The 22,459-nt window shown below is 48.3% G+C and carries 23 protein-coding genes and 3 pseudogenes; 20 read left to right on the plus strand and 6 right to left on the minus strand.

Annotated elements, in window-relative coordinates:
• Positions 1-47 precede the first annotated feature (47 nt).
• A complete protein-coding gene (locus tag RHN82_RS00005; protein ID WP_032646882.1) occupies positions 48-467 on the plus strand; it encodes a hypothetical protein in 420 nt (139 codons plus the stop codon).
• 646 nt (positions 468-1,113) lie between these two features.
• On the opposite strand, the gene RHN82_RS00010 is transcribed toward RHN82_RS00005, so the two are convergent.
• From RHN82_RS00010 to RHN82_RS00030, 5 genes and pseudogenes are all read right to left on the minus strand, one after another.
• Positions 1,114-2,265, minus strand: coding sequence for a response regulator (locus tag RHN82_RS00010; RefSeq protein ID WP_032646884.1), 1,152 nt, complete (start codon positions 2,263-2,265; stop codon positions 1,114-1,116).
• On the minus strand, positions 2,262-2,726 hold the full coding sequence (locus RHN82_RS00015; protein ID WP_032646885.1) for a hypothetical protein: 465 nt from the start codon (positions 2,724-2,726) through the stop codon (positions 2,262-2,264). Before RHN82_RS00015 ends, RHN82_RS00010 begins: the two co-directional genes overlap by 4 nt.
• Complete coding sequence (locus RHN82_RS00020) at positions 2,727-3,995, minus strand: GHKL domain-containing protein (protein WP_310398601.1); 1,269 nt, start codon at positions 3,993-3,995, stop codon at positions 2,727-2,729.
• 61 nt (positions 3,996-4,056) lie between these two features.
• A complete protein-coding gene (locus RHN82_RS00025) occupies positions 4,057-6,060 on the minus strand; it encodes a hypothetical protein (RefSeq protein WP_310398602.1) in 2,004 nt (667 codons plus the stop codon).
• 486 nt (positions 6,061-6,546) lie between these two features.
• Positions 6,547-7,344: pseudogene (locus RHN82_RS00030) on the minus strand (IS5 family transposase).
• Positions 7,345-7,799: 455 nt separating this feature from the next.
• Here RHN82_RS00030 and RHN82_RS00035 point away from each other — a divergent pair.
• From RHN82_RS00035 to add, 11 genes and pseudogenes are all read left to right on the plus strand, one after another.
• Positions 7,800-8,129, plus strand: a complete 330-nt coding sequence (locus RHN82_RS00035; RefSeq protein WP_063153803.1) for a hypothetical protein — start codon at positions 7,800-7,802, stop codon at positions 8,127-8,129.
• Positions 8,129-8,281: a DUF1317 family protein gene (locus RHN82_RS00040; RefSeq protein WP_063160427.1), complete on the plus strand. Its 153-nt coding sequence runs from the start codon at positions 8,129-8,131 to the stop codon at positions 8,279-8,281. Before RHN82_RS00035 ends, RHN82_RS00040 begins: the two co-directional genes overlap by 1 nt.
• A 206-nt stretch (positions 8,282-8,487) precedes the next feature.
• Positions 8,488-8,703 (plus strand): annotated as a pseudogene (locus tag RHN82_RS00045) (TraR/DksA family transcriptional regulator).
• A gap of 243 nt (positions 8,704-8,946) precedes the next feature.
• Positions 8,947-9,159 (plus strand): phage protein NinX family protein, encoded by a 213-nt coding sequence (locus tag RHN82_RS00050; protein ID WP_227788393.1) that lies wholly within the window; start codon positions 8,947-8,949, stop codon positions 9,157-9,159.
• Positions 9,137-9,376, plus strand: coding sequence for a DUF4222 domain-containing protein (locus RHN82_RS00055; protein ID WP_059347404.1), 240 nt, complete (start codon positions 9,137-9,139; stop codon positions 9,374-9,376). The genes RHN82_RS00050 and RHN82_RS00055 overlap by 23 nt, the downstream gene beginning before the upstream one ends.
• A gap of 9 nt (positions 9,377-9,385) precedes the next feature.
• Positions 9,386-9,658, plus strand: coding sequence for a hypothetical protein (locus RHN82_RS00060; protein WP_058685323.1), 273 nt, complete (start codon positions 9,386-9,388; stop codon positions 9,656-9,658).
• A 103-nt stretch (positions 9,659-9,761) separates the two neighbouring features.
• The gene (locus RHN82_RS00065) at positions 9,762-10,010 is read left to right on the plus strand and encodes an excisionase family protein (protein WP_022650951.1); all 249 of its coding nucleotides are present in this window, start codon (positions 9,762-9,764) and stop codon (positions 10,008-10,010) included.
• Positions 10,011-10,042: 32 nt separating this feature from the next.
• Positions 10,043-11,323 carry a site-specific integrase gene (locus RHN82_RS00070; protein ID WP_045345348.1) on the plus strand — a complete coding sequence of 427 codons (1,281 nt, stop codon included), beginning with the start codon at positions 10,043-10,045 and terminating at the stop codon, positions 11,321-11,323.
• Between the two features lie 44 nt (positions 11,324-11,367).
• Positions 11,368-12,774 (plus strand): annotated as a pseudogene (gene malX / locus RHN82_RS00075) (maltose/glucose-specific PTS transporter subunit IIBC); the annotation flags it as partial.
• A 49-nt stretch (positions 12,775-12,823) separates the two neighbouring features.
• A complete protein-coding gene (locus RHN82_RS00080; protein ID WP_047051382.1) occupies positions 12,824-13,996 on the plus strand; it encodes a MalY/PatB family protein in 1,173 nt (390 codons plus the stop codon).
• A gap of 96 nt (positions 13,997-14,092) precedes the next feature.
• Positions 14,093-15,091: an adenosine deaminase gene (gene add, locus RHN82_RS00085; protein ID WP_015570661.1), complete on the plus strand. Its 999-nt coding sequence runs from the start codon at positions 14,093-14,095 to the stop codon at positions 15,089-15,091.
• A 56-nt stretch (positions 15,092-15,147) separates the two neighbouring features.
• On the opposite strand, the gene RHN82_RS00090 is transcribed toward add, so the two are convergent.
• Positions 15,148-16,188, minus strand: a complete 1,041-nt coding sequence (locus RHN82_RS00090) for an oxidoreductase (protein WP_047051384.1) — start codon at positions 16,186-16,188, stop codon at positions 15,148-15,150.
• A 239-nt stretch (positions 16,189-16,427) separates the two neighbouring features.
• Here RHN82_RS00090 and blr point away from each other — a divergent pair, with 239 nt between their 5' ends.
• The 8 genes from blr to rsxG all read left to right on the plus strand — a co-directional run bounded on the left by blr (position 16,428) and on the right by rsxG (position 22,458).
• Positions 16,428-16,553 carry a division septum protein Blr gene (gene blr / locus RHN82_RS00095; RefSeq protein ID WP_151884424.1) on the plus strand — a complete coding sequence of 42 codons (126 nt, stop codon included), beginning with the start codon at positions 16,428-16,430 and terminating at the stop codon, positions 16,551-16,553.
• Positions 16,554-16,782: 229 nt separating this feature from the next.
• On the plus strand, positions 16,783-16,998 hold the full coding sequence (gene ydgT, locus RHN82_RS00100) for a transcription modulator YdgT (protein ID WP_000217941.1): 216 nt from the start codon (positions 16,783-16,785) through the stop codon (positions 16,996-16,998).
• Between the two features lie 85 nt (positions 16,999-17,083).
• Positions 17,084-17,524: a DUF2569 domain-containing protein gene (locus RHN82_RS00105; RefSeq protein ID WP_015570663.1), complete on the plus strand. Its 441-nt coding sequence runs from the start codon at positions 17,084-17,086 to the stop codon at positions 17,522-17,524.
• A 76-nt stretch (positions 17,525-17,600) separates the two neighbouring features.
• On the plus strand, positions 17,601-18,182 hold the full coding sequence (gene rsxA / locus RHN82_RS00110) for an electron transport complex subunit RsxA (RefSeq protein WP_003857582.1): 582 nt from the start codon (positions 17,601-17,603) through the stop codon (positions 18,180-18,182).
• A complete protein-coding gene (gene rsxB / locus RHN82_RS00115) occupies positions 18,182-18,760 on the plus strand; it encodes an electron transport complex subunit RsxB (protein ID WP_047051387.1) in 579 nt (192 codons plus the stop codon). Before rsxA ends, rsxB begins: the two co-directional genes overlap by 1 nt.
• On the plus strand, positions 18,753-20,774 hold the full coding sequence (rsxC, locus tag RHN82_RS00120) for an electron transport complex subunit RsxC (protein ID WP_047051388.1): 2,022 nt from the start codon (positions 18,753-18,755) through the stop codon (positions 20,772-20,774). The genes rsxB and rsxC overlap by 8 nt, the downstream gene beginning before the upstream one ends.
• Positions 20,775-21,827 carry an electron transport complex subunit RsxD gene (gene rsxD, locus RHN82_RS00125; RefSeq protein WP_047051389.1) on the plus strand — a complete coding sequence of 351 codons (1,053 nt, stop codon included), beginning with the start codon at positions 20,775-20,777 and terminating at the stop codon, positions 21,825-21,827.
• 10 nt (positions 21,828-21,837) lie between these two features.
• Entirely contained in the window at positions 21,838-22,458 is a 621-nt protein-coding gene (rsxG, locus tag RHN82_RS00130) for an electron transport complex subunit RsxG (RefSeq protein WP_003857590.1), read from the plus strand.
• The last annotated feature ends 1 nt before the right edge of the window (position 22,459 follow it).

Raw genomic sequence — 22,459 nt, forward strand, 5'->3', positions numbered from 1 at the left:
GTCAGCTGTGATGTTAGATGATTTGACAACTTTGTTAGGAGGTGGCCTTGGCTAAGCATCTGGATAATAGAGACATTAACGCCATCGTGAATCTAATTCGAGGATGGCAGGAACCAAAACTGTCCTGGTCAGCAATTTGTGAGGCGGCAGAACCATTGGTCGGAAAGTTGCCGTCAAGACAGTCCCTTAATGCACATGAGGCAATAGTGACTGCCTATCAAACAAAGAAAGAGGCGCTTAAAGGCCGTGGCCCCAAAAATCCGCGTCCAGCTAGTTTGAACATTGCAGCCGCTAGGATTGTGAATCTTGAAAGCGAAATCGAAAAGCTTAAGGAAGAGAACCGGAGGTACAAACAACAGTTTGTGATCTGGCAATACAATGCATACAAACATGGAATGACAGAACATCAACTTAATGCGCAGCTGACAAAGATTGACCGTGAGCGTTCTGATGGAGAAAAAAGATAACTGTTAAGTCCGGTGACGAGTTTTGTGTTTTGTATAGGTTAATTTTTTTAGCTTAAGTAGAGGATGAGATAATTAAGACAATAAAGAGATAAGAAACAAAATGGTAAAATTGGGCTTTTAATAGGGAAGGATTTGTTCTTGGCTAGGGCTATACGCTACAAGGGATAGCTTGCTTAAATAACAAAGTTAGAATGAATATTTTATTTAAACATAGGCCCCTAACGTTGGAGCCTTTTAATAATCTATTAGCTTAAACTATAACAAGTCAATCAGTGAAAAGCAATGATGCTCTGTGCTCTTGAATGTTTATATCATGGTGTTTTCTTTGATTTCCGCACATAAAACAAGAACAAGCACAAGGTGTACGGTAAATTTTCCCTACAATTTTAGGTGCCTTAGCTATCGTACTTCTATATCTATTTCGCTGGGATTTTAAACGAAATAGGTGATGGCGACGCCAGGCCCGACTTCTAACCATTTAGATTTACTCCAATTTTCTAGCGCGGCGTCATACCGCGCCCTTATCAGTCTTTGGAGAGTGATATCAAACTGATTATTTACTAATGCCTCTAAATTTTTCAATGATATTAATCACTATCAAACAAAATTGATTATGCTTACATTATACATCTAACATTAATTTTTGTCATTGCAAATAAAGAATGAATATTAGAATTATTACAGGAATATATATAATCTTGACTAATGGAGCAATTAAATTCATCACGGAGTCAATGCTCTCAGCGAAGATATTAGTGCTCCTCATGTCAAATAGATCAACTTCTGAGTTCTCTATTGCATTAAACCAGCTGCGCAATATATTATTCTTTTCAGAAAAGAAAGTACTATGCCCACCTTTAAAAAAACGATTTACTAACTTCTCGTGATAGCCATTGAATCCTATTCTACCTGCATTACCGAGTCCAAAACAAAACATATTGCTAAATATAAGGGCTTTATCGTCATAGGCACAATCATTAATCAGTTTCAGAGTTTGCGTTTTATCTATAAAAGCAGAAATGTCGTAATCTTGTTTTAAAACGCTGCCACATAGAATTATATTGTTAATTGCTGGAGGGAACAAGAAATTAGCATTGTTCAAAGCTGTTATCGTCATGTATGTTCCAAAACTATGTGAAATGAAATTAAGTTCAGCAGTCGGGTGTTCTTGGCATGTTTTTATTACAAAATCCACATAGGCATCCAATATTTTTTTTCGAGTCTGCGGCAGAAGTATTTTAAAAGCTGAATAGTGAGGATATCTGAAAGGAATAATATCTTTGGCTGTATCTTTAAATATTTCGGTTACTTGTGATTGCCATTTCCCACTAGTCATAATCCCATGAGTCAATATGATGATTTTATCATGACCAGCTCTCTCTGCTACACTTGTAGTGTGTTTAAGTATCCATTTTAGTTTTTGCGATAGGACATCCTTCCAGATGTCGATATTATAATCATAAATGTTAAAATCAAATTTTTGGAACTTAGGTCTTTCATTGTCTGACAAATCTGAAAATTGTGTTAATCCAATGACATGGCTGGGCGTTAAAAAATATGGACTCGTCAAGTTGTATAAAATCTTGGAGCCACCATCTGGGATTGGATGGCCTGATTTTCGTAACGGCAAACTCAAATCAAGTAAGAGAATGTCATATTTTGTTTCCCTTAAGAGAGTAAGTGCATCATTAACATTATCAACAGTTTTAATACTTAATGACATGACACCTTCTTTGATTAAGAAGGTTATTATGTCCTGTGCTTTATTATCATCATCTTCAACAATGAGAATATTCATTTCAGTTCCATGTTTAAAATAAAGTTATCTAATTTTGACTTCCAGGAGTCTGATTGGAAATCAAATAAAACCGAGCCCTTTATAATATCTGGATAAAGTCCATTTATTTCATCAAATATATCATCGATTGAAGTTAGTTGATTGTGCCTTCCAAAAACTTCAAATTGAGTAACTAGTATGACGGGCGAGTAAAGTTTTCTATAGGCCATAGAAGAAATTATTTCCTTACCAGCTAAAGGCCTGTTTCTGCTTTCACTAACTGTAGCGGACTTGTCATTTGAATCAAAAGTAGGCATGGTCATATCTAAGAGGATTAATGAGAAGACATTCTCAAATATTTGCTTTCTAGTTGAATTAAATGAATAGCTCTGGCTTATATCCGCATCAGGGAATTTATTTTTTATATATGCACTAAGGATGTCTTGTTTATAAATATTATCATCAGCAATAAGAATTTTCAATTATTTTTCCTTAATTGGTTCAATGTCTTCGATAATAATTAAAACTTCAAATTTCTTATTCGAATATACAACGGTAACTTTATTTTCAACTTTTAGATGATGTGTAATTATTTTTTTTACTTTATAGATACCACTGCCATTATCTTTAGTTGAATTATCAATCCGATTTTCAGCAAGATCTTCATTTATTTGTACGATTTTCTTGCATTGTTCTTCTTGTAAATCAAAATCTAAGGTGTTTGTAAAACTCAGTTGTAATGAATTATTATGTTCATTAATATTGTAAGTGATGTGATAATTATCACGAGGATTTGAATGTTTTAGTGCATTATCTATAATTAAGGTTAAAATCATAACTGTGTCGGTAAAATATTGACCGAGAAAATTAGATGTAGAGTTGTTATATCCACTTAAATTGAATTTCAACCAGGGGTAGTATTGACTGGCAGCAGATTCTGCTTTTTTAAGTGCAACGTTTAAATCGAAATTTGTTTTAGTTTGTTTAGCCCAGTCAAACCACGTTCTTAATTGGATAAATGATTCTTTCAACTCATCTTTTGATTTTGAGACCGCGCGCTGAATTGCAATGACATCTAATCCATCACTCTCAAGTTTATCCTTGAGATTTTTTATTTCTTCAAACATGTCCTTTTCAATTGAATCAACGAACTCTCCTCTTGCAATAGCCATTTTCTCATTCGTCTGCTTGTCAAGATAAAGGAATACATCATCAATTAACGTTTCTGCAGATAGAGAGTCGATTCTACTTGCTACAGATGCTTGATAGTCAGGTTCAAGCGAAAACTCGAATAGTTTAGAGTTGTAACCAAACTCACCTGTATCTATATGAACTTTATTTTTTGCTTGGTTGATTATTGCGTTTGCCTTTTTATTAAACTCTACCAAAGCATTATCTATGCCATCAAGGATTGAATCCTTAAAATATCCAAAGTCTGTACGCCAAACTGGGTTGGGTGAGAATTTATTTTCATCATGTTTTTTAGCTGAGATATTGTTACGTTTGAGAGGCGCCCAAAGTAAATTAACAAATCCGCCATGTCTTATTCCCATGTTCAATGACTGATCGAGGCCATATAGCTTATCCAAAGTATAAGCATTTGTAATTTTATATAATAATGCCATTACGCCATTGAAAAATTCGTTATCAGAACTATAAAATAATGCATCAGATTCTTCATCTGCATCCTGTATTTGATATGATAAATCACGTTCTTCATATTTTTTCAATATATCTAAATCATTTTTCACTTCGTCATTAATTTTGTTTCTTATACTGGTTTTGTCTATGTATATTCTGCCGGCGCCAGCCTCATGGGGAACATAAGTTAATAACAATTTTATTCAGAAGAGATCGTGCTTCCTCAAAAATGAAGTTGCGTTTTTCAATATTATAAGAGGCTAAATTAGACAACAAAATTCTATTTATGGATACTCTAAATAAGAGTACTTCACTATCAGTGTTGAAAAATGTACTCATGCCATCAAGCACTTCTAAATTTAATATTCTCTCTAATAAAAAAGTGTTTATATTTGGATTTTCAAATTTAATTTCATGATGTTCAAAAATGCCAAGATTATTAAAGTAATTCTCGCAAATATCTGATAAGGGTTGGGTGTAATCGTTAGAAATATATTGGTTGTAATAGTGTAAGATTATAGCGGAGTTCAATAGTTTATTATTGTCAGTAGTGAAGGTAAGATTTTTTATAATGTCGTTAACTATAATTTTTATTGGTAAAGTTTTAGGGTTTGTCTCCTTTAATAATTCCGTGGCCATAATTTCATTAGCCTTATCAGTATTGCCTAGTTTGTAATAGCACTGTATTATTTTAGAGCGTGCATATGATTCATCACGCGAATTTAGCATTTTATAGTATTTTAGTGCTTGCTCATATTCTGTTAAGTGATATAGGTGATCAGCCGTATATTTGTTTTTTCGCCACTCCGGTATTGACTCGTTATTGATGATATCTTTGCTGAGTTCATCAAGGTCCATTATGTTATTGTTAAGTGAACATAAGTCTACAAAGCTGTATTTTTTATGAGTGTTACTATCACCTTCACCGTTATAACTTGCCAGAACACAGTTCAGGATAAATGACCAGTTATAATCATTGAGTACTTGACTTATTTTCATCAACTGGGCTAAGGAGTTCTCAGTGTCATTATCTAATGTAATATTAATTATTAAATTGATAACCTCACCCAAGACATTATTAAAGGAACAGTATTTCCCAAGTTGTATTAATGATTTCGCGTAAGGAATATAAATAACAGATAAGTTAGGTTCTTCAACCAGTGTACGCTCACATAAATTTACTACTTCTTCATATGACTCCTCAAGGTAAAGCATTATGATTTTTTGGTATAAAACCTGACCCTCATTTATTCTGTTACCATTAAAGTTACGCATGTTACTTACTAAGTTTTTTAGCTCTTTATCATCGATGATTAAATTTAATTGTTCTAAGGTAGATTCTGATTCATCGGACAGTAAATTACAATTTTTCAAATATAGAACAAATCTCAGATAAGAAATATATTGGTCTATTATTCTTATGTCATAATCATTTTTATATATGTTAATTATTGATTCATAGTTGGCTGAAGGGTCGAATAAATGCCTGTAGCAAATTGTATCGATTGCATGAAAAACGCCATCCAACCTCACTTCCTCAATCATTTTTCCAATTGAAAAAACGTACCTTTCAGCCGAGATATTCCTGTTGCATCTTACCACCTCATATCCTATGCGAGATTTAGAATATGAATGTTCGAGTAATTGCATTTCTTTAGAAATACGATTGAATTCTGCCAAATCTTTTTTGAAATAGACTAGTATCATTTTGTTTGTTAAACTCCAAAAAGTTTTTCCAAACTTATGTTCTATTTCATCTAATAGTTTTGCTGCTTCACTAAATGATGAATTCATCAGTGATTTAACGAATTTATTTCTCATTACTAGAAATTCATTAATTTCATTTGAGAAATATGATAATGTGGTTGTTACCCAATTTATAACATCCGTGCTTGTTTCTTTTTCAATGGTGTGTATCTGACTGATTTTAAATATATTTTCGTCATTGGATATATATCTTGCGCGCATTAACTTATCGGCATCTTCAATGCTTAAGAAGTTTTTGTAGGCATGTATTGCTGCTGTAGTAGAAGTCTGTCTTAGTAGTGATAATTCATTAAATATAATTGATGTTTTTTCTTCATTTGTTTTATTTTGCTTCATTATTTTTTCAAATTTTCTTTTTTGGCTTTCCATCTTGCTTCTCACAGAGGTAAATCTTTTGTTCGTTTTCATTATGATTCCTTTTGTAATAGGATCTACTAATTTGGAGATAAATCATAAGGAATATATTTTCATTTAGTCTAGCCGGAAATTTAGTGATTTTATGAAATATATAACTGTTAGGATGATCAGCAGCGTATTGTTTTAGTGCAAAATTTTAAGACTTTTTTTGATTTTACTATCGATAGGTTAATCAATTTAAGACTAGGGTATGCTACCGCCCTCACTTATTGGTGTTGCCTAAGTGATTGAGTATGTCGCTGTTACTGACTATAACTCAGAGTTGAACGCATAAGAAATGAAAAGTTAGTCACTGGCGCGGATTTCTTTATTTCGCAGGGGGAGGATGTTTTTTTGAGCAGTTCTTTAGATGGTTTCAATAAGTGAAAAAGTATTCAGCGTGCGGTTTCCAAGAGGTTTCAACGCAATCTTCGAATGACTAGGCTCGGGGTTAACAGGCACTTCACAGTCCATCAGACTAGGCTGTGTCCCTTAATTTCATACCTGTTGATAAAAGAGCCGGATACAGCCCAGTGTCACCATCGCCAGATAATTTCTCGCCGTTTTGTCATAACGTGTTACTACGCGGTGGTATTCTTTCAGGCGGCCAAAACATCGTTCAACAGCATTGCGCTTGCGGTAAATAACACGATCGAGCTGTGAACGACCATCCGACGCCATTTTTCATTTGATTTTCGAGGAATAACTGCCTTTATACCTTTATTTTTCAGTTCATAACGTAATGCATGCCCTGAATATGCCTTGTCAGCCAGTACCGCATGACCACGGCGCTTCATAGTACCGGTCTGGCGCTGAATGCCAATGTTATCCAGAAGACGTTGTGCGAACTGACTCTCGTGGGCTTGTCCGGGGCTCAGCACGATGTTAACGGGAGGCCACTTCCGTCTGTAACCAGATGGATTTTGGTGCCAAACCGCCGCGAGAGCGACCCCGGCTATTATCTCCGGTGATATCGGGATGTTTTTTGCGCTCTAGAGCCGTTGCTGACCAGTCAACGAGTCCATGAGCGTCAATAGATGAGAGTAACTTATTGAAAATAATGCTAATCACTCCCGATTTTGACCATCGATTAAAGCGGTTGTAAACGGTTTCCCATGGGCCGTATCGTTCAGGCAAATCGCGGCATGGCGCTCCTGAGTACAGTATCCAGAACATGCCGTTGATGATCATGCGATGTTCTGCCCATGGCCGTCCTGCACGTGGTGAATCCGGTTGCGCAGGCAATAAGGGCTGAATGGGAGTCCATGCATCATCGGGTAGAACGTAGCGAGCCATAGTTCAACATATTCTGGAAACAGATAGTTACTATAACTCAGATGATTAAGGGACACAGCCTAACCTATCCACTTAGTAGTCGCTGATAACAATGTAATGTTTCACAGAGTATGTTATAAAAAACTTTACATATAACATTACGCTTTGTAGGTTTTGTCGAAAAGATTTTGATAATTTTCTCTACTATATAAGCATTTATCGTTTCCATGAAATTATTAATGGTATATCAGGTAAACCTAACCGTTCTAAAACCGGCGGCGAAGATGGTTATTGTCGTAACCACCTCAGAGCGAGATGAGGCGACAGGTCAGAATCGGCTAATCGCATCTCATGGAGTTGAGGAGGAAACCGGAAAGAAGGTGATCCTCCCGCCAGAGCACCCATCAGACATCGGAGCGCAGTTCAATACTGACCTGCAATCCTGGGTTATCCAACCTTAAATTCAGGAAACAAACATGCAATCACCTCCTCAAGGGGCGGGATACTTTCGTGCGCCCAAAAAACTGGAAACAAAGGAGCAGGTCATCGCTCGGGTCTGCGCTTACCTTGAGGAGAGCCTGGGTAAGCAGCGGGTTGAGAACCGGACTTCAGAAGAGATTCAGCAGGCGGAGGATGATTACTGGACCGATAAGCTTCTACGTCGCTACGAAGCCAAGCTATGGCACGACAACTTTATGGCCTCTTTCCAGCCTCAATACGAAGCCTGTGGACCTAAACTCCCCTCTCGCACTCGCTATGGGCAGATTGATTATTTCGGCCGCGGCGGCGCGGTAAGGAGTGAATGATGAATGACGCTCACGATGACATCAGGGTTGGCACACTGTGCCTTCCCTTCATTGGTAACGGCTGGCTAATGCCATGGGGTGAAGTGGTCAGCAATCCACTAAAGGCGCAGCGGCTCGCTGAGGAATATCGAGAAAGGCAGGAGGCGGCATGAAATACGGAAGCGTGTGCAGCGGAATCGAGGCTGCCAGTAAAGCGTGGCGATCGTCTCTGACGACATGCTCAACGACGAGCAGAAGGCCGAAATAATGGCGGAGCGAGCCGCATGAAATCGTTAATCACCCGGGAGCTTAAAGCTCCCTTTTTATTGCTGGCGTTCACCTTCAACCGAATTAACCGACAGTTCCGGGAGCATTGACCATGGACATCATCGACACCGCAGCAGAGATTGAAGAGCTTCAGCGTAACGCTGCCCTTTCCGCTCACCGGCTAAACCGCAACGCTTTATCAGCTTAACGTTGTGAAGAATGCGATGAACCGATTCCCGAGCAGCGGCGCGCTGCCGTTCCCAGCTGCCAGACCTGCGCGGAGTGCCAGGGTGTTATCGAATTAAGGAATAAGCAGAGGGGGATGTGATGTGGCCTATATGCAAACACTGCGGCCGTATGTGCTGGAGCGGATGGTGTATCAAATGCGGCAAGCGGGGGTGATGTGATGGATTACAGCAAGTTGAGTGATACGGAAATAAACGCAGCAGTTGCTGATGAGCTTAATAAGCTACATCAGGAAATGCTGTTTATGTTTAACCCTGCTGGATACGTTTATCGGTTGTGATACGGAAATATTGAAAGCCCATACAGTGACGGGGAGCCAGAAGAGGTGATTTTTGACCCTGTAAATTCATGGTCAGATGCAGGGAAAATCATCGCGGATAACGAAATTAATATCCTTTGGAACTGGAACGAAGAAGGCCTGCATGGTGCTACCGCATTGCCACTCTATGAGTATGAACATGAAAATGCGCTTCGTGCAGCTATGACAGTATTCCTCATGATACAGGGCTCTTCAAATGTTCAGGATAATCCAGCCTAATACCTGGTACGCCGATCTCCACGGCGCGCCCTGCAAAATCCTCCGTGCTACCCACGAAGTAATCCACTACATCCGCAACGGTCGCACCTGCATCGCCAGCATGGGCCGCTTTCAGCACGAATTCGAGCCGCTGACCAAAGCACAGGCCGCGCGGATCGCTGAAGAAATCGAAACAGCAGAACACCTGAAGAAGCTGCGCGCCCAGCGTGCGGCATGAGGAGAGGCTATGCGCATTGAAGAGTTACCGAAGCTACCGAAGCTGTTCCGGGTCATTGAGGTTGATTTGGATGTCCTGAGAAACGGCATTGCCGGCGGTGGCGGCGTGATATTCGACCTTGATGCTGTCGTTAAACGCAAGGTTCGCCGGGTTAAGCATAGCGGCGGCTGGAAATGGCAACTGGTTCGGGAATGGCACGATCAGGAGTTGTGGGATTACTGCTTCGAGCAGGACCGAGAATGCCTTGAGAACCTCAACTACGACCTTGGCTTATTGCGTTGACGCAACTGATAGCCAGTTATGAGCTGGATATTGGGTGCGAAAGCACTGCTCCGTTATCCCTTTTGCCCGGTACGCCGGGCTTCTTTTTTGCCTGGAGAAAACCATGAGCGACATTATTCAGTTGGTACCGAATAAATGGGTCACAGAGGAACTTTTAACTGCGACAACCGGCATGTCAAAGCACATGATTCAGCATGCTCGCCGGTCTACCTGGATGGAGGGAAAGCATTATCGCCATGTTGCCCCTGATATGGCACCTAAGCAAAACAGCCCAATCATGTATAACCGCGATGAGATAAACCACTGGATCGAGCACCAAAGCCCAGCGAAACGCCGGAGAATATCTGCTTAAATGTCCTTTGGCACATCAAACGAGGAATGATTATGGCAGCATACCCAACAGGCGTAGAGGTTCATGGCGAATCGTTACGCATATGGTTCATATATCAGGGAAAGCGTGTCAGGGAAAATCTCGGCGTTCCTGACACGCCAAAAAACAGGAAAATGGCAGGCGAGCTTCGGGCTTCAGTCTGCTTTGCGATAAAGACAGGCACATTCAATTATGCCTCACAATTCCCGGATTCATCGAACGCAGAGAAATTCAGCACTGTCAGAAAGCAGATCTCCCTACTTGAACTGAAATCGAAATGGCTCGGACTTAAGGAGATGGAGCTTAGTCTCGGGACTTTGCGGCGTTACGATTGCCACCTCACAACAACCATCGAAACTATTGGTGAGCACAGGTACATCGGCAGCCTGAACACTGAAGATATCCTTAGCGCCAGGAAGGAGCTACTGAACGGCTGGCAGAAAACCAGGCATGGACTGAATCATCCACCCAAAAAAGGAAGAAGCGTTCCTACCGTCAATAGTTATATGGCATGTCTTGGCGGGATGCTTGGCTTTGCTTTCAAAAGTGGATACCTGAAAACCGATCTGATGGCAGGTATTACCCCTCTCGCAAAAGAAAGACCCATTCCAGATCCTCTTACTTCTGATGAGTATCAGAGAGTGGTTGCGGCCTGCCCAACGCTACAGTTTCAGAATATGGTTATCTTTGCGGTAAATACAGGCGTCAGGCATGGCGAACTAAGCGCGTTATCCTGGGAGGATGTGGATACTGTCAACTGGACTGTTACAGTGTCACGGAACTATTCCCTGAAGGGAAACTTCACCCTGCCAAAAACCAACGCCGGGATTCGAACAATACAGCTGACCCAGCCAGCAATTGATGCCCTCAAGGCGCAAATGCCACTGACCAGAATGATGGCATCCCACAAGGTAAGCGTCAGCCTACGGGAATACAAGAAAAAGAGAACTGACGAATGCACCTTTATATTCTCCCCGTCCATTACTTCAATGAACGGCAAGAAGACAATGTGCTACGTTCCCGGGTCTATTAATTCGGCCTGGCGCACTGCCCTGCGTCGTGCAGGCGTCCGGCAAAGACGATCTTATGAAACCAGAAACACATATGCTTGCTGGGCACTGGTAGCTGGAGCGAATCCAAACTTCGTTGCGCACCAGATGGGCCATTCGTCAGCGCAAATGCTCTTCACGGTTTACGGTAAATGGATGACCGAGAATAACCATGACCAGGTGGGCATTTTGAACGCGTCTTTTACTCAAAATGCCCCACTGATGCCCCATAGAAAAACCGCATAACCTCAAGTATCTGATTTTAAATATCAATATCACTTCAATCATGATTCATCTGGATGAGCAAGGTCGGATCGTTTGCCTTTAGCTTCCTGCCGGTAATGTTCTGTATCGCCATTCCGCTGGGTCTGGCGCGCGAAAACAAAGGCGTGGCGGCGTTTGCGGGCTTCGTTGGCTATGCGGTGATGAACCTTGCGGTTAACTTCTGGCTGACTGCCAAAGGGATCCTGCCGACAACCGACGCGGCGGTACTGAAAGCCAATAACATTCAGAGCGTGATTGGTATTCAGTCCATCGATACCGGGATCCTTGGAGCTGTGATCGCGGGGGTGATTATCTGGATGCTGCACGAGCGCTTCCACAACATCCGCCTGCCCGATGCGCTGGCCTTCTTCGGCGGCACCCGCTTTGTGCCAATCATCACGCTGGTTGTGATGGGTCTGTTTGGTCTGATCATCCCCCTGATTTGGCCAATTTTTGCCATGGGGATCACCGGTATCGGCCGCATTATCAACGGCGCGGGTGATTTCGGCCCGATGATTTTCGGTACCGGTGAACGTCTGTTGCTGCCGTTTGGTTTACAGCACATCCTGGTTGCCCTGATCCGCTTTACGGAAGCCGGCGGCACCATGGACGTTTGCGGTCATTCCGTTAGCGGCGCGCTGACCATCTTCCAGGCCCAGCTGAGCTGCCCGACCACTCACGGCTTCTCTGAAAGTGCGACGCGTTTCCTCTCTCAGGGTAAAATGCCTGCCTTCCTCGGCGGCCTGCCGGGCGCTGCGCTGGCGATGTACCACTGTGCCCGTCCGGAAAATCGTCATAAAATTAAAGGCCTGCTGATCTCCGGCGTTATTGCCTGCGTGGTGGGCGGTACGACAGAACCAATCGAGTTCCTGTTCCTGTTCGTGGCACCGGTACTGTACCTCATCCACGCCGTACTGACGGGCCTGGGCTTTACCGTGATGGCTGTGCTCGGTGTAACCATCGGTAACACCGACGGTAACGTGATTGACTTCGTGGTCTTCGGTATCCTGCACGGCCTGTCCACCAAGTGGTATCTGGTGCCGGTTGTGGCCGCCATCTGGTTCGCGGTTTACTACGGGATCTTCCGCTTCGCCATCACCCGCTTTAACCTGAAAACGCCTGGCCGCGATACCGATACGGCCACCAGCGTTGAACAGGCGGTGGCTGGTACCGTTGGGAAATCCGGATATAACACGCCGGCTATTATGGCGGCGCTGGGCGGTGCGGATAACATTACCTCTCTGGATAACTGCATCACCCGCCTGCGTTTGTCGGTGGCGGACATGTCCAAAGTGGATACCAACGCACTTAAAGCTAACCGGGCTATTGGGGTGGTACAGTTAAATCAACACAATTTGCAGGTCGTCATTGGCCCGCAGGTACAGTCAGTGAAGGATGAGCTGGCAACCCTGATGCGAACCGTCGAAGCCTGATGTCTCGCCCCCCTCGTCATGAGGGGGTTTTACTTTACGGAGCACCGTCATGTTTGATTTTTCTACCGTCGTGGATCGACACGGCACCTGGTGTACCCAGTGGGATTATGTCGCTGACCGTTTTGGCGCTGCCGACCTGCTGCCCTTCACCATCTCTGATATGGATTTTGCCACCGCCCCCTGCATTACCGATGCGCTGCATCAGCGAATAAACCACGGGGTGTTTGGTTACAGTCGCTGGAAAAATGACGAATTTCTGGCCGCCGTGGCGCACTGGTTCCGGCAACGCTTTAACAGTCAGATTGATACCGAAACCGTGGTGTATGGGCCGTCGGTCATTTATATGGTCTCGGAGCTGATCCGCCTCTGGTCCTCGCCTGGCGACGGCGTGGTGGTCCATACCCCGGCTTACGATGCCTTTTATAAAGCCATCGAAGGCAACCAGCGTACCGTTGTTTCCGTGCCGATGCAGAAAACAGCGCATGGCTGGGGGGGCGATATGGCCGCGCTGGAAGCGGCGCTGTCAAAACCGGAAAACAAGGTGCTGCTGCTGTGTAGCCCGCAAAACCCGACCGGCAAAGTCTGGACGCGGGAGGAGCTGACCACAATGGCGGCCCTGTGTGAACGTTATGACGTAGCGGTGATCAGCGACGAAATTCATATGGACATGGTATGGGGCACGCATCGTCACACCCCGTGGAATGAGGTTGCGCGTGGTAAATGGGCGCTGCTGACCTCGGGTTCCAAAAGCTTCAACATTCCGGCGCTGACGGGCGCCTGGGGGCTTATCGTCGATGACGACAGCCGTAACGCCTATCTGAATGCATTAAAAGGTCGGGACGGACTCTCTTCCCCTTCCGTGCTGGCGCTGACCGCGCACATTGCTGCTTACCGGCAGGGCGAACCCTGGCTGGACGCGCTGCGGACCTATCTCGAAGAGAATCTGCGGTTTGTTGCTCGCGAATTAAACAGTGCTTTTCCGACACTCAACTGGCAACCGCCCGAGGCCACCTATCTGGCGTGGATCGATCTTAGCCCACTCGGTATAGATGACAAGACGCTGCAAAACGTGCTGATTGAACAGCAAAAAGTGGCCATCATGCCGGGATATACCTATGGGGATGAAGGTAAAGGCTATGTGCGTCTGAACGCTGGCTGTCCGCTTAGTAAACTTGAACAGGGCGTTCAACGCCTTATCGCTGGCATCAACACGCTGCTGTAAATTATTTGCGCAACGGAATATTCCCTTGCGCAAATAGCTTTTTACCCCGTTTTGTTTTTATAATATGGCGCACTTTAACCAGCAAAGAGTGCGACCATGATTGATACACGCCTGCCTTTAACTGATATTCACCGCCACCTCGACGGAAACATTCGTGCCCAAACCATTCTCGATCTTGGCCGCCAGTTCAATTTAACCCTCCCCGCCGAAACGCTTGAAACCCTGATCCCCCATGTTCAGGTCACGTCGAACGAACCGGATCTGGTGAGTTTTCTGAGCAAGCTCGACTGGGGCGTGAAAATGCTGGCCTCGGTGGATGCCTGTCGCCGTGTCGCCTTTGAAAACATCGAAGATGCCGCGCGCAACGGCCTGCACTATGTCGAACTGCGTTTTTCCCCGGGCTATATGGCGATGACCCACAATCTCCCCGTAGCGGGCGTGGTTGAAGCGGTCATTGAAGGCGTGCGTGAAGGCTGCAAAACCTTTGACGTTCAGGCGCGTTTAATCGGCATTATGAGCCGTACCTTCGGTGAAGCGGCCTGCCTTCAGGAACTGGAAGCATTACTGGCGCATCGCGACCAGATCACCGCCATTGACCTGGCCGGTGACGAGCTGGGCTTCCCGGGCAGCCTGTTCCTGTCTCATTTCAACCGCGCACGTGATGCAGGATGGCATATTACCGTTCATGCGGGGGAAGCCGCGGGGCCGGAAAGCATCTGGCAGGCCATTCGTGAGCTGGGTGCGGAACGTATTGGTCACGGCGTGAAAGCCATTGAAGATCGCGCGCTGATGGATTTCCTCGCCGAACAACGTATTGGAATCGAATCCTGCCTGACCTCCAATATTCAGACCAGTACAGTGGCGTCGCTGGCGCAACACCCGCTGAAAACCTTCCTCGAACATGGGGTACTGGCTTCGCTGAACACGGACGATCCGGCGGTTCAGGGCGTGGATATTATTCACGAATACAACATCGCCGCACCGCAGGCCGGGCTGAGCCGCGAGCAGATCCGTCAGGCGCAAATCAACGGGCTGGAGATCGCCTTCCTGACGCCTGAAGAGAAACAGGCGCTGCGCGATAAAGTTGCTCAGTAGTCCTCTTTACTGCCGGGTGGCGCTGCGCTTACCCGGCCTACGAAAGCGTTTGGTACTTATGCCAGACAGAGCGTTGCGCGATGTTTGGCAGATTCGATCCCCAGCTCAATGAGCTCCATAATCTGGATTGCCTGGCTTGCGGGAACCGGATTTTCACCTGAACCGTTCAGCGCGTCACGAATGGCGGCGTAATACGCCGGATAGTTCCCCGGCAGGGTCAACACCGTCTCTTCAACCAGCGCCTCCCCCTCCGCACGCGTCACCACCCCGTCCCGCATGTCGTAGCCCCAGTCCTCCTGCGGTAAGCGTTCGCCATTTTTGAGGCGCTCTTCCTGCGGATCCAGGCCGAACTTCACATAGCTGCCGCGCGCCCCGTGAATGATATAGCGGGCCGATTCCGCCGCCGCAAGCATTGTCCCGTGCAGCACAATGCGCCGCTGCGGATAACTCAAAATGGCATGGAAATAGTCGGTGGTCTGCGCCCCCGGCCTGAGCTGCGCTAAATCGACCGTCATGCTCACGGGCAGACCAAACAGATGAACGACCTGATCGAGAAGATGCGGCGCCAGGTCATACCAGATGCCGCTGCCCGGTCCCGCCTGCTCGCGCCAGCGATCTCGCACCTGCGGACGATAACGATCGAAATGCGACTCAAAAAAAGCAATCTCGCCGAGCGTGCCTTCGTTTATCAGCGACTTAACCGTCAGGAAATCGCTGTCCCAGCGCCGGTTGTGAAATACCGATAATAACCGACCCAGGCTTCGCGCCAGCGCATCCAGCTCGCGCGCCTGTGACAACGTCACGGTAAAGGGCTTATCGACAACAACATGTTTGCCTGCCTCCAGCGCCGCTTTCGCCAGGGGGAAATGAGTGTCGTTAGGGGTAGGAATGATAATAAGGTCAATATTAGGATCGTTAAACAGATGCTTAGGCTCCGTTACCACCGGCACGGCTGGCCAGTCGGCGCGGACCTTAGTCTCATCGCTGCTTGTGATAGCCGCCAGTTCCATTCCCGGCGTGCCGGCAACCAGCGGTGCATGGAAGGTTTTGCTTGCGTACCCGTAGCCAATAAGACCGACGCGGATGTTTTCACTCATCGTGTGCCCCCTCGCTGTGCGCTTATTTATCACTGGCCTTGTGCTTAACGCACAGATTAATAATGTGCCCTGTGAGTTAAAATAGCATCTCGCGACAGCGTTTTTTGTTACCTCGCATTAAAGTGTGTATAGGGGGCCGGGGAATCGTTCCCAAAGCGCTTGCTCTGGCGAAAAGGGCGCTGTAACATTTGTAATCTGTATTTATGGATAAATTACAAACACAAATTATGTCGTCAATAATTAATCGAATCATTGAATTAGCGGGATGGATTGTCCTTGGCGTTTCAGTCGTGTTGCTTGGCATTGCCAGCCATATCGATAACTACCAGCCGCCGGAGCCTGTTACTGTCGCACAACAAAAGTAAGCCGTAGCGTCATAAAGCGTGACACATTACGTCATGGAACATATTGCCAGCCGTAATGAACGGGGTTACCCTTCTCTTCCAGGCATCTGCTGGTGCCTGATTCTTCGCAAAGAAAACTCCTAATTTCGTCGCGTTACCCGAGTGGACAGTTTACGTCTTTATTAATCCGTTTATTATTCGAACGCATTACCTTTATGGGTATTACCCTTTTATATGGAAACTTATTAATATGACAGTTCAGGACTATTTATTAAAATTTCGCAAGATCAATTCCCTTGAAAGCCTGGAAAAACTGTTTGACCATCTGAACTACACGCTGTCGGATAATCAGGACATCATCAATATGTACCGCGCTGCTGACCATCGTCGCGCCGAACTGGTCTCTGGCGGTCGTCTGTTCAATGTGGGGGAAGTGCCTAAATCCGTATGGCGTTACGTTGTATAAGAAAGTAGCCTTCGGCGTGAAATGTTATATACTCTCCGCCCTGCAAATTTCTGTATAACATTTCGCGCAGACTATGGGAGAGCGTATGACCGCATTGCCTGGAGAGAGAATTGGGGGCTGGTTAATCGCCCCGCTGGCATGGCTGCTGGTGGCATTATTAAGCGCTTCGCTGGCGCTGTTACTTTACACCACCGCACTGGTTACGCCTCATGCTATCCAGACACTGATGTCCCAGAGTGCGCTCAATATTGCGACGTGGTTTGTGTCGTTCGTTTTCGCGATCGCGATGTGGTACTACACGCTGTGGCTGACTATCGCCTTCTTCAAACGCCGCAAAAGCGTGCCGAAACATTACATTATCTGGCTGCTGGTCTCCGTGCTGCTGGCCGTCAAAGCATTCGCTTTCTCGCCAGTGTCTGACGCGCTGGCGGTTCGCCAGTTACTGTTTCCGCTACTGGCGACGGCGCTTCTGGTCCCTTATTTCAAGCGTTCGACGCGCGTTAAGAAGACCTTTGTCAACCCGTAATAACCTTACAGTTAACCTGTTGTGGCCTGTTGTCGTTTATCCGATAATAGGCGGCTATTTTATTTCAGGCTAAATAATGACCGATTACTTACTGCTCTTTGTCGGAACTGTGCTGGTTAATAACTTCGTACTGGTGAAGTTCCTTGGCCTGTGCCCGTTTATGGGCGTCTCCAAAAAGCTGGAGACGGCAATGGGCATGGGGCTGGCCACCACCTTCGTGATGACGATGGCCTCCATTTGCGCATGGCTGATCGATACCTGGATCCTGATCCCGCTCGACATGCTCTACCTGCGCACCCTGGCCTTTATTCTGGTCATTGCGGTCGTGGTGCAATTTACCGAAATGGTGGTGCGTAAAACCAGCCCTGCCTTGTATCGCCTGTTGGGTATTTTTCTGCCCCTCATCACCACCAACTGTGCGGTGCTGGGCGTGGCGCTACTGAATATCAACCTCGGGCATAACTTCCTGCAATCGGCGCTGTACGGTTTTTCCGCCGCGGTCGGTTTCTCTTTTGTTATGGTCCTGTTCGCCTCGATTCGCGAGCGTCTGGCCGCGGCGGATATTCCCGCGCCGTTTCGCGGTAACGCCATCGCTCTGGTGACCGCAGGTTTAATGTCTCTGGCCTTTATGGGCTTTAGTGGTCTGGTGAAGTTGTAATGAGTGCTATCTGGATTGCCATCGCGTCCATCAGCGTACTGGGACTCGTCTTTGGCATCATTCTGGGTTATGCCTCCCGCCGGTTTGCGGTGGAGGACGATCCGGTTGTTGAAAAAATTGATGAACTTTTACCCCAGAGCCAGTGCGGGCAGTGCGGCTACCCAGGCTGCCGCCCTTACGCTGAGGCGGTGGGCGTGCAGGGAGAAAAGATCAACCGCTGCGCACCGGGTGGCGAAGCGGTCATGCTTAAAATAGCTGCCCTGCTGAACGTCGATCCCCAGCCTGTCGACGGCGATGAACAGGCCCAGGAGCCCGTTCGTGCCCTTGCTGTTATCGACGAAGCCAACTGCATTGGCTGCACCAAATGTATTCAGGCGTGTCCTGTTGACGCCATTGTGGGCGCAACGCGCGCGATGCACACCGTTGTGGCGGATCTGTGCACCGGCTGTAATCTCTGCGTGGCGCCCTGCCCGACGCAGTGTATAGAACTACGCCCGGTTGAAACGACTACCGAAAACTGGAAATGGGACCTTCAGGCCATTCCGGTTCGCAATATTCCTGTGGAACAACATGCTTAAGTTATTTTCTGCCTTCAGAAAAGAGAAGATCTGGGATTTCGACGGCGGCATTCATCCGCCTGAGATGAAATCGCAGTCTAACGGCACACCGCTGCGCCAGATCCCACTGGCGACCCGTTACGTTATGCCCCTTAAACAGCATATCGGCGCGGAAGGCGAACTGTGCGTGAAAGAAGGCGATAGCGTTCTTCGCGGCCAGCCGCTGACCTTTGGTCGCGGACGGATGCTGCCGATACATGCCCCGACTTCCGGTAAGGTGGTGGCTGTTGCCCCCCATACCGTTGCCCATCCGTCGGCGTTGTCTGAGCTGAGCGTGATCATTGAAGCCGATGGTGAAGACCGCTGGATCGAGCGTGACGGCTGGAGCGACTACCGTTCCCACAGTCGTGAAGCGCTGATTGAACGCATTCATCAGTTCGGCGTGGCGGGTCTGGGGGGCGCAGGCTTCCCGACCGGCGCTAAGCTTCACGGCGGCGGCGATAAAATCGACACGCTGATCATCAACGCCGCCGAGTGCGAACCGTACATCACCGCCGATGACCGTCTGATGCAGGACTGTGCCGCGCAGGTGGTGGAAGGTATTCGCATTCTTGCGCATATTCTGCAACCCCGCGAAGTGCTGATCGGTATTGAGGACAATAAACCGCAGGCCATTTCGATGCTGCGTGCGGTACTGGCGGACAGCCACGATATCGCCCTGCGCGTGATCCCGACCAAATACCCGTCCGGCGGGGCAAAACAGCTGACGCAGATCCTGACCGGCAAACAGGTCCCCCACGGGGGCCGTTCGTCCGACATCGGCGTGCTGATGCAAAACGTGGGAACCGCCTACGCGGTGAAACGTGCGGTGATTGACGGCGAGCCATTGACCGAGCGCGTCGTCACGCTGACCGGCGAGTCCGTCTCCCGTCCCGGCAACGTCTGGGCGCGTCTGGGTACGCCGGTGCGTCATCTGCTGGAACAGGCTGGCTTCTGCCCGGGTAGCGATCAACTGGTCATTATGGGTGGCCCGCTGATGGGCTTTACCCTGCCGTGGCTGGATGTCCCGGTGGTGAAGATTACCAACTGCCTGCTCGCCCCTTCCCCAACGGAGATGGGCGAAACGCAGGAAGAGAAAGGCTGCATACGCTGTAGCGCCTGTGCGGACGCGTGCCCGGCAGATTTACTGCCGCAGCAGTTGTACTGGTACAGCAAAGGCCAGCTGCACGATAAAGCCCAGGCGCATAACCTGGCTGACTGTATTGAATGCGGTGCCTGCGCCTGGGTCTGCCCCAGCAATATTCCGCTGGTGCAATACTTCCGTCAGGAGAAAGCCGAAATCTACGCCATCTCCATGGAAGAAAAACGTGCCGCTGAAGCGAAGGCCCGTTTTGAAGCGCGCCAGGCGCGACTGGAGCGCGAGAAACAAGCCCGTCAGGAACGCCATAAGCAGGCTGCCGTGCAGCCTGCGGCGAAAGATCAGGATGCCATTAACGCAGCCCTGGCCCGCGTGCGCGAGAAGAAAGCCACTGCCGCCCAGACGGTTGTGATCGCTCCGGGAGAAAGACCGGACAACAGCGAAGCGATTGCGGCCCGCGAAGCGCGGAAAGCCGAAGCACGCGCGCGTCAGGCGGAGAAAGCGCAAAACGCCAAACCGGAAGCCGATATCGACCCGCGTAAAGCAGCGGTGGAAGCGGCTATCGCCAGGGCAAAAGCCCGTAAAGCCGGTCAGCAGACAGTGGTGGTTGAACAGGAAGCGACGGATCCGCGCAAGGCGGCCGTTGAAGCCGCTATCGCCCGCGCCAAAGCACGTAAAGCGGCACAAGTTCAACCTGCCGAAGAGAGTGAAACGCCTGTCGACCCGCGTAAAGCCGCCGTTGAAGCGGCCATCGCCCGTGCCAAAGCAAGAAAAGCGGCACAGCAGGACGAACTGCCTGCGGCCGCTAATGACGATCCACGCAAAGCCGCAGTCGCCGCCGCGATTGCGCGCGTTCAGGCAAAGAAAGCCGCGCAGCAAGCCGTTAACGAGGATTAAATGGTTTTCAGAATTGCAAGTTCCCCTTACACCCATAACCAGCGCCAGACATCGCGTATTATGATGCTGGTGTGCCTGGCCGCGCTGCCAGGTATTGCCGTACAGTGTTGGTTTTTCGGCTGGGGTACGCTTTTCCAGTTAGTTCTGGGTTGCGCCAGTGCCGTCGCAGCAGAAGCCGCGATCCTGAAGCTGCGCAAAATGGAAGTGACTCGCATCCTGAGCGATAACTCCGCCCTGTTGACCGGCCTGTTGCTGGCCATCAGCATTCCCCCGTTCGCCCCGTGGTGGATGGTGGTATTGGGAACGGTGTTTGCGGTGATCATCGCCAAGCAGCTGTACGGCGGACTTGGCCATAACCCGTTTAACCCGGCGATGATTGGCTACGTGGTGCTGCTGATCTCCTTCCCGGTACAGATGACCAGCTGGCTGCCGCCGCATGAGATCGCCGCCACGGTGCCCGGCTTTATGGATGCCCTGCACGTTATCTTTACCGGCCACACCGCACTGGGCGCAGATATGAACACGCTTCGCATGGGCGTGGACGGCATCAGCCAGGCCACTCCGCTCGATACCTTCAAAACCTCCCTGCGTGCCGGACAGAGCGTGGAGCAGGTGATGAAATCGTCTATTTACAGCGGCGTACTGGCGGGTGCTGGCTGGCAGTGGGTCAATCTGGCCTACCTGTTGGGTGGCGCGTTCCTGCTGCAACAGAAGGCGATCCGCTGGCATATTCCGGTGAGCTTCCTGGTGACGCTGGCCGTCTGCTCAACGCTCGGCTGGGTGATATTACCTGAGTCGCTGGCCAGCCCGCAGCTCCATCTGCTCTCCGGCGCGACCATGCTCGGGGCATTCTTTATTCTGACCGATCCGGTCACCGCCTCTACCACCAACCGTGGTCGTCTGATTTTCGGCGCGCTGGCAGGCTTGCTGGTCTGGCTTATTCGCAGCTTTGGCGGCTATCCGGACGGCGTGGCATTTGCCGTGCTGCTGGCTAACATCACCGTTCCGCTCATCGACTACTACACGCGGCCACGCGTGTACGGTCATCGCTAAGGGTCACGCCATGCTAAAAACAATGCAAAAACACGGCGTCACGCTGGCGATCTTCGCCGCCGCCCTCACCGGGCTGACCGCGCTGGTAAATGAACTGACGAAAACCACCATTGCAGAGCAGGCAATGAAGCAGCAAAAAGCGCTGTTCGATCAGGTGATCCCATCCGACCTCTACGATAATGACCTGCAAAAAAGCTGCTTTGTCGTGCAGGCTCCGCAGCTCGGTAAAGGACCCCATCGCGTTTATATTGCCCGCAAGGGCGATAATCCCGTGGGTGCCGTCATGGAAGCCACCGCGCCGGACGGTTACTCCGGTGCGATTCAGCTGCTGGTGGGCAGCGATTTTTCCGGCACCGTGCTGGGTACGCGCGTGACGGAACATCACGAAACGCCGGGCCTTGGCGACAAAATTGAAACCCGCTTAAGCGACTGGATCTTACACTTCGCCGGAAAGATGATTCATGGCGAAGACGATCCTGCTTTCGCGGTGAAAAAAGATGGCGGCGAGTTTGACCAGTTCACGGGCGCCACGATTACCCCGCGCGCGGTGGTCAACGCCGTCAAGCGCGCCGGGCTGTATGCCGAAACGCTGCCCGCGCAGATCAATCATCTTTCCACCTGTGAGGAGTGAC

It is taken from the genome of Enterobacter cloacae complex sp. EB5 (assembly GCF_031432835.1).
GTDB classification, from domain to species: Bacteria; Pseudomonadota; Gammaproteobacteria; order Enterobacterales; family Enterobacteriaceae; genus Enterobacter; species Enterobacter hormaechei_C.

Bases quoted from the DNA above. Each gene is read 5' to 3' on its own strand.
- RHN82_RS00040 (WP_063160427.1), top strand. From the start codon at position 8,129: ATGAATGACGCTCACGATGACATCAGGGTTGGCACACTGTGCCTTCCC.
- RHN82_RS00080 (WP_047051382.1), top strand. From the start codon at position 12,824: ATGTTTGATTTTTCTACCGTCGTGGATCGACACGGCACCTGGTGTACC.
- RHN82_RS00070 (WP_045345348.1), top strand. From the start codon at position 10,043: ATGGCAGCATACCCAACAGGCGTAGAGGTTCATGGCGAATCGTTACGC.
- rsxD (WP_047051389.1), top strand. From the start codon at position 20,775: ATGGTTTTCAGAATTGCAAGTTCCCCTTACACCCATAACCAGCGCCAG.
- RHN82_RS00065 (WP_022650951.1), top strand. From the start codon at position 9,762: ATGAGCGACATTATTCAGTTGGTACCGAATAAATGGGTCACAGAGGAA.
- rsxB (WP_047051387.1), top strand. From the start codon at position 18,182: ATGAGTGCTATCTGGATTGCCATCGCGTCCATCAGCGTACTGGGACTC.
- RHN82_RS00025 (WP_310398602.1), bottom strand. From the start codon at position 6,060: ATGAAAACGAACAAAAGATTTACCTCTGTGAGAAGCAAGATGGAAAGC.
- RHN82_RS00105 (WP_015570663.1), top strand. From the start codon at position 17,084: ATGACCGCATTGCCTGGAGAGAGAATTGGGGGCTGGTTAATCGCCCCG.
- RHN82_RS00010 (WP_032646884.1), bottom strand. From the start codon at position 2,265: ATGAATATTCTCATTGTTGAAGATGATGATAATAAAGCACAGGACATA.
- RHN82_RS00060 (WP_058685323.1), top strand. From the start codon at position 9,386: ATGCGCATTGAAGAGTTACCGAAGCTACCGAAGCTGTTCCGGGTCATT.
- RHN82_RS00055 (WP_059347404.1), top strand. From the start codon at position 9,137: ATGTTCAGGATAATCCAGCCTAATACCTGGTACGCCGATCTCCACGGC.
- rsxA (WP_003857582.1), top strand. From the start codon at position 17,601: ATGACCGATTACTTACTGCTCTTTGTCGGAACTGTGCTGGTTAATAAC.
- rsxC (WP_047051388.1), top strand. From the start codon at position 18,753: ATGCTTAAGTTATTTTCTGCCTTCAGAAAAGAGAAGATCTGGGATTTC.
- RHN82_RS00035 (WP_063153803.1), top strand. From the start codon at position 7,800: ATGCAATCACCTCCTCAAGGGGCGGGATACTTTCGTGCGCCCAAAAAA.
- rsxG (WP_003857590.1), top strand. From the start codon at position 21,838: ATGCTAAAAACAATGCAAAAACACGGCGTCACGCTGGCGATCTTCGCC.
- RHN82_RS00090 (WP_047051384.1), bottom strand. From the start codon at position 16,188: ATGAGTGAAAACATCCGCGTCGGTCTTATTGGCTACGGGTACGCAAGC.
- ydgT (WP_000217941.1), top strand. From the start codon at position 16,783: ATGACAGTTCAGGACTATTTATTAAAATTTCGCAAGATCAATTCCCTT.
- add (WP_015570661.1), top strand. From the start codon at position 14,093: ATGATTGATACACGCCTGCCTTTAACTGATATTCACCGCCACCTCGAC.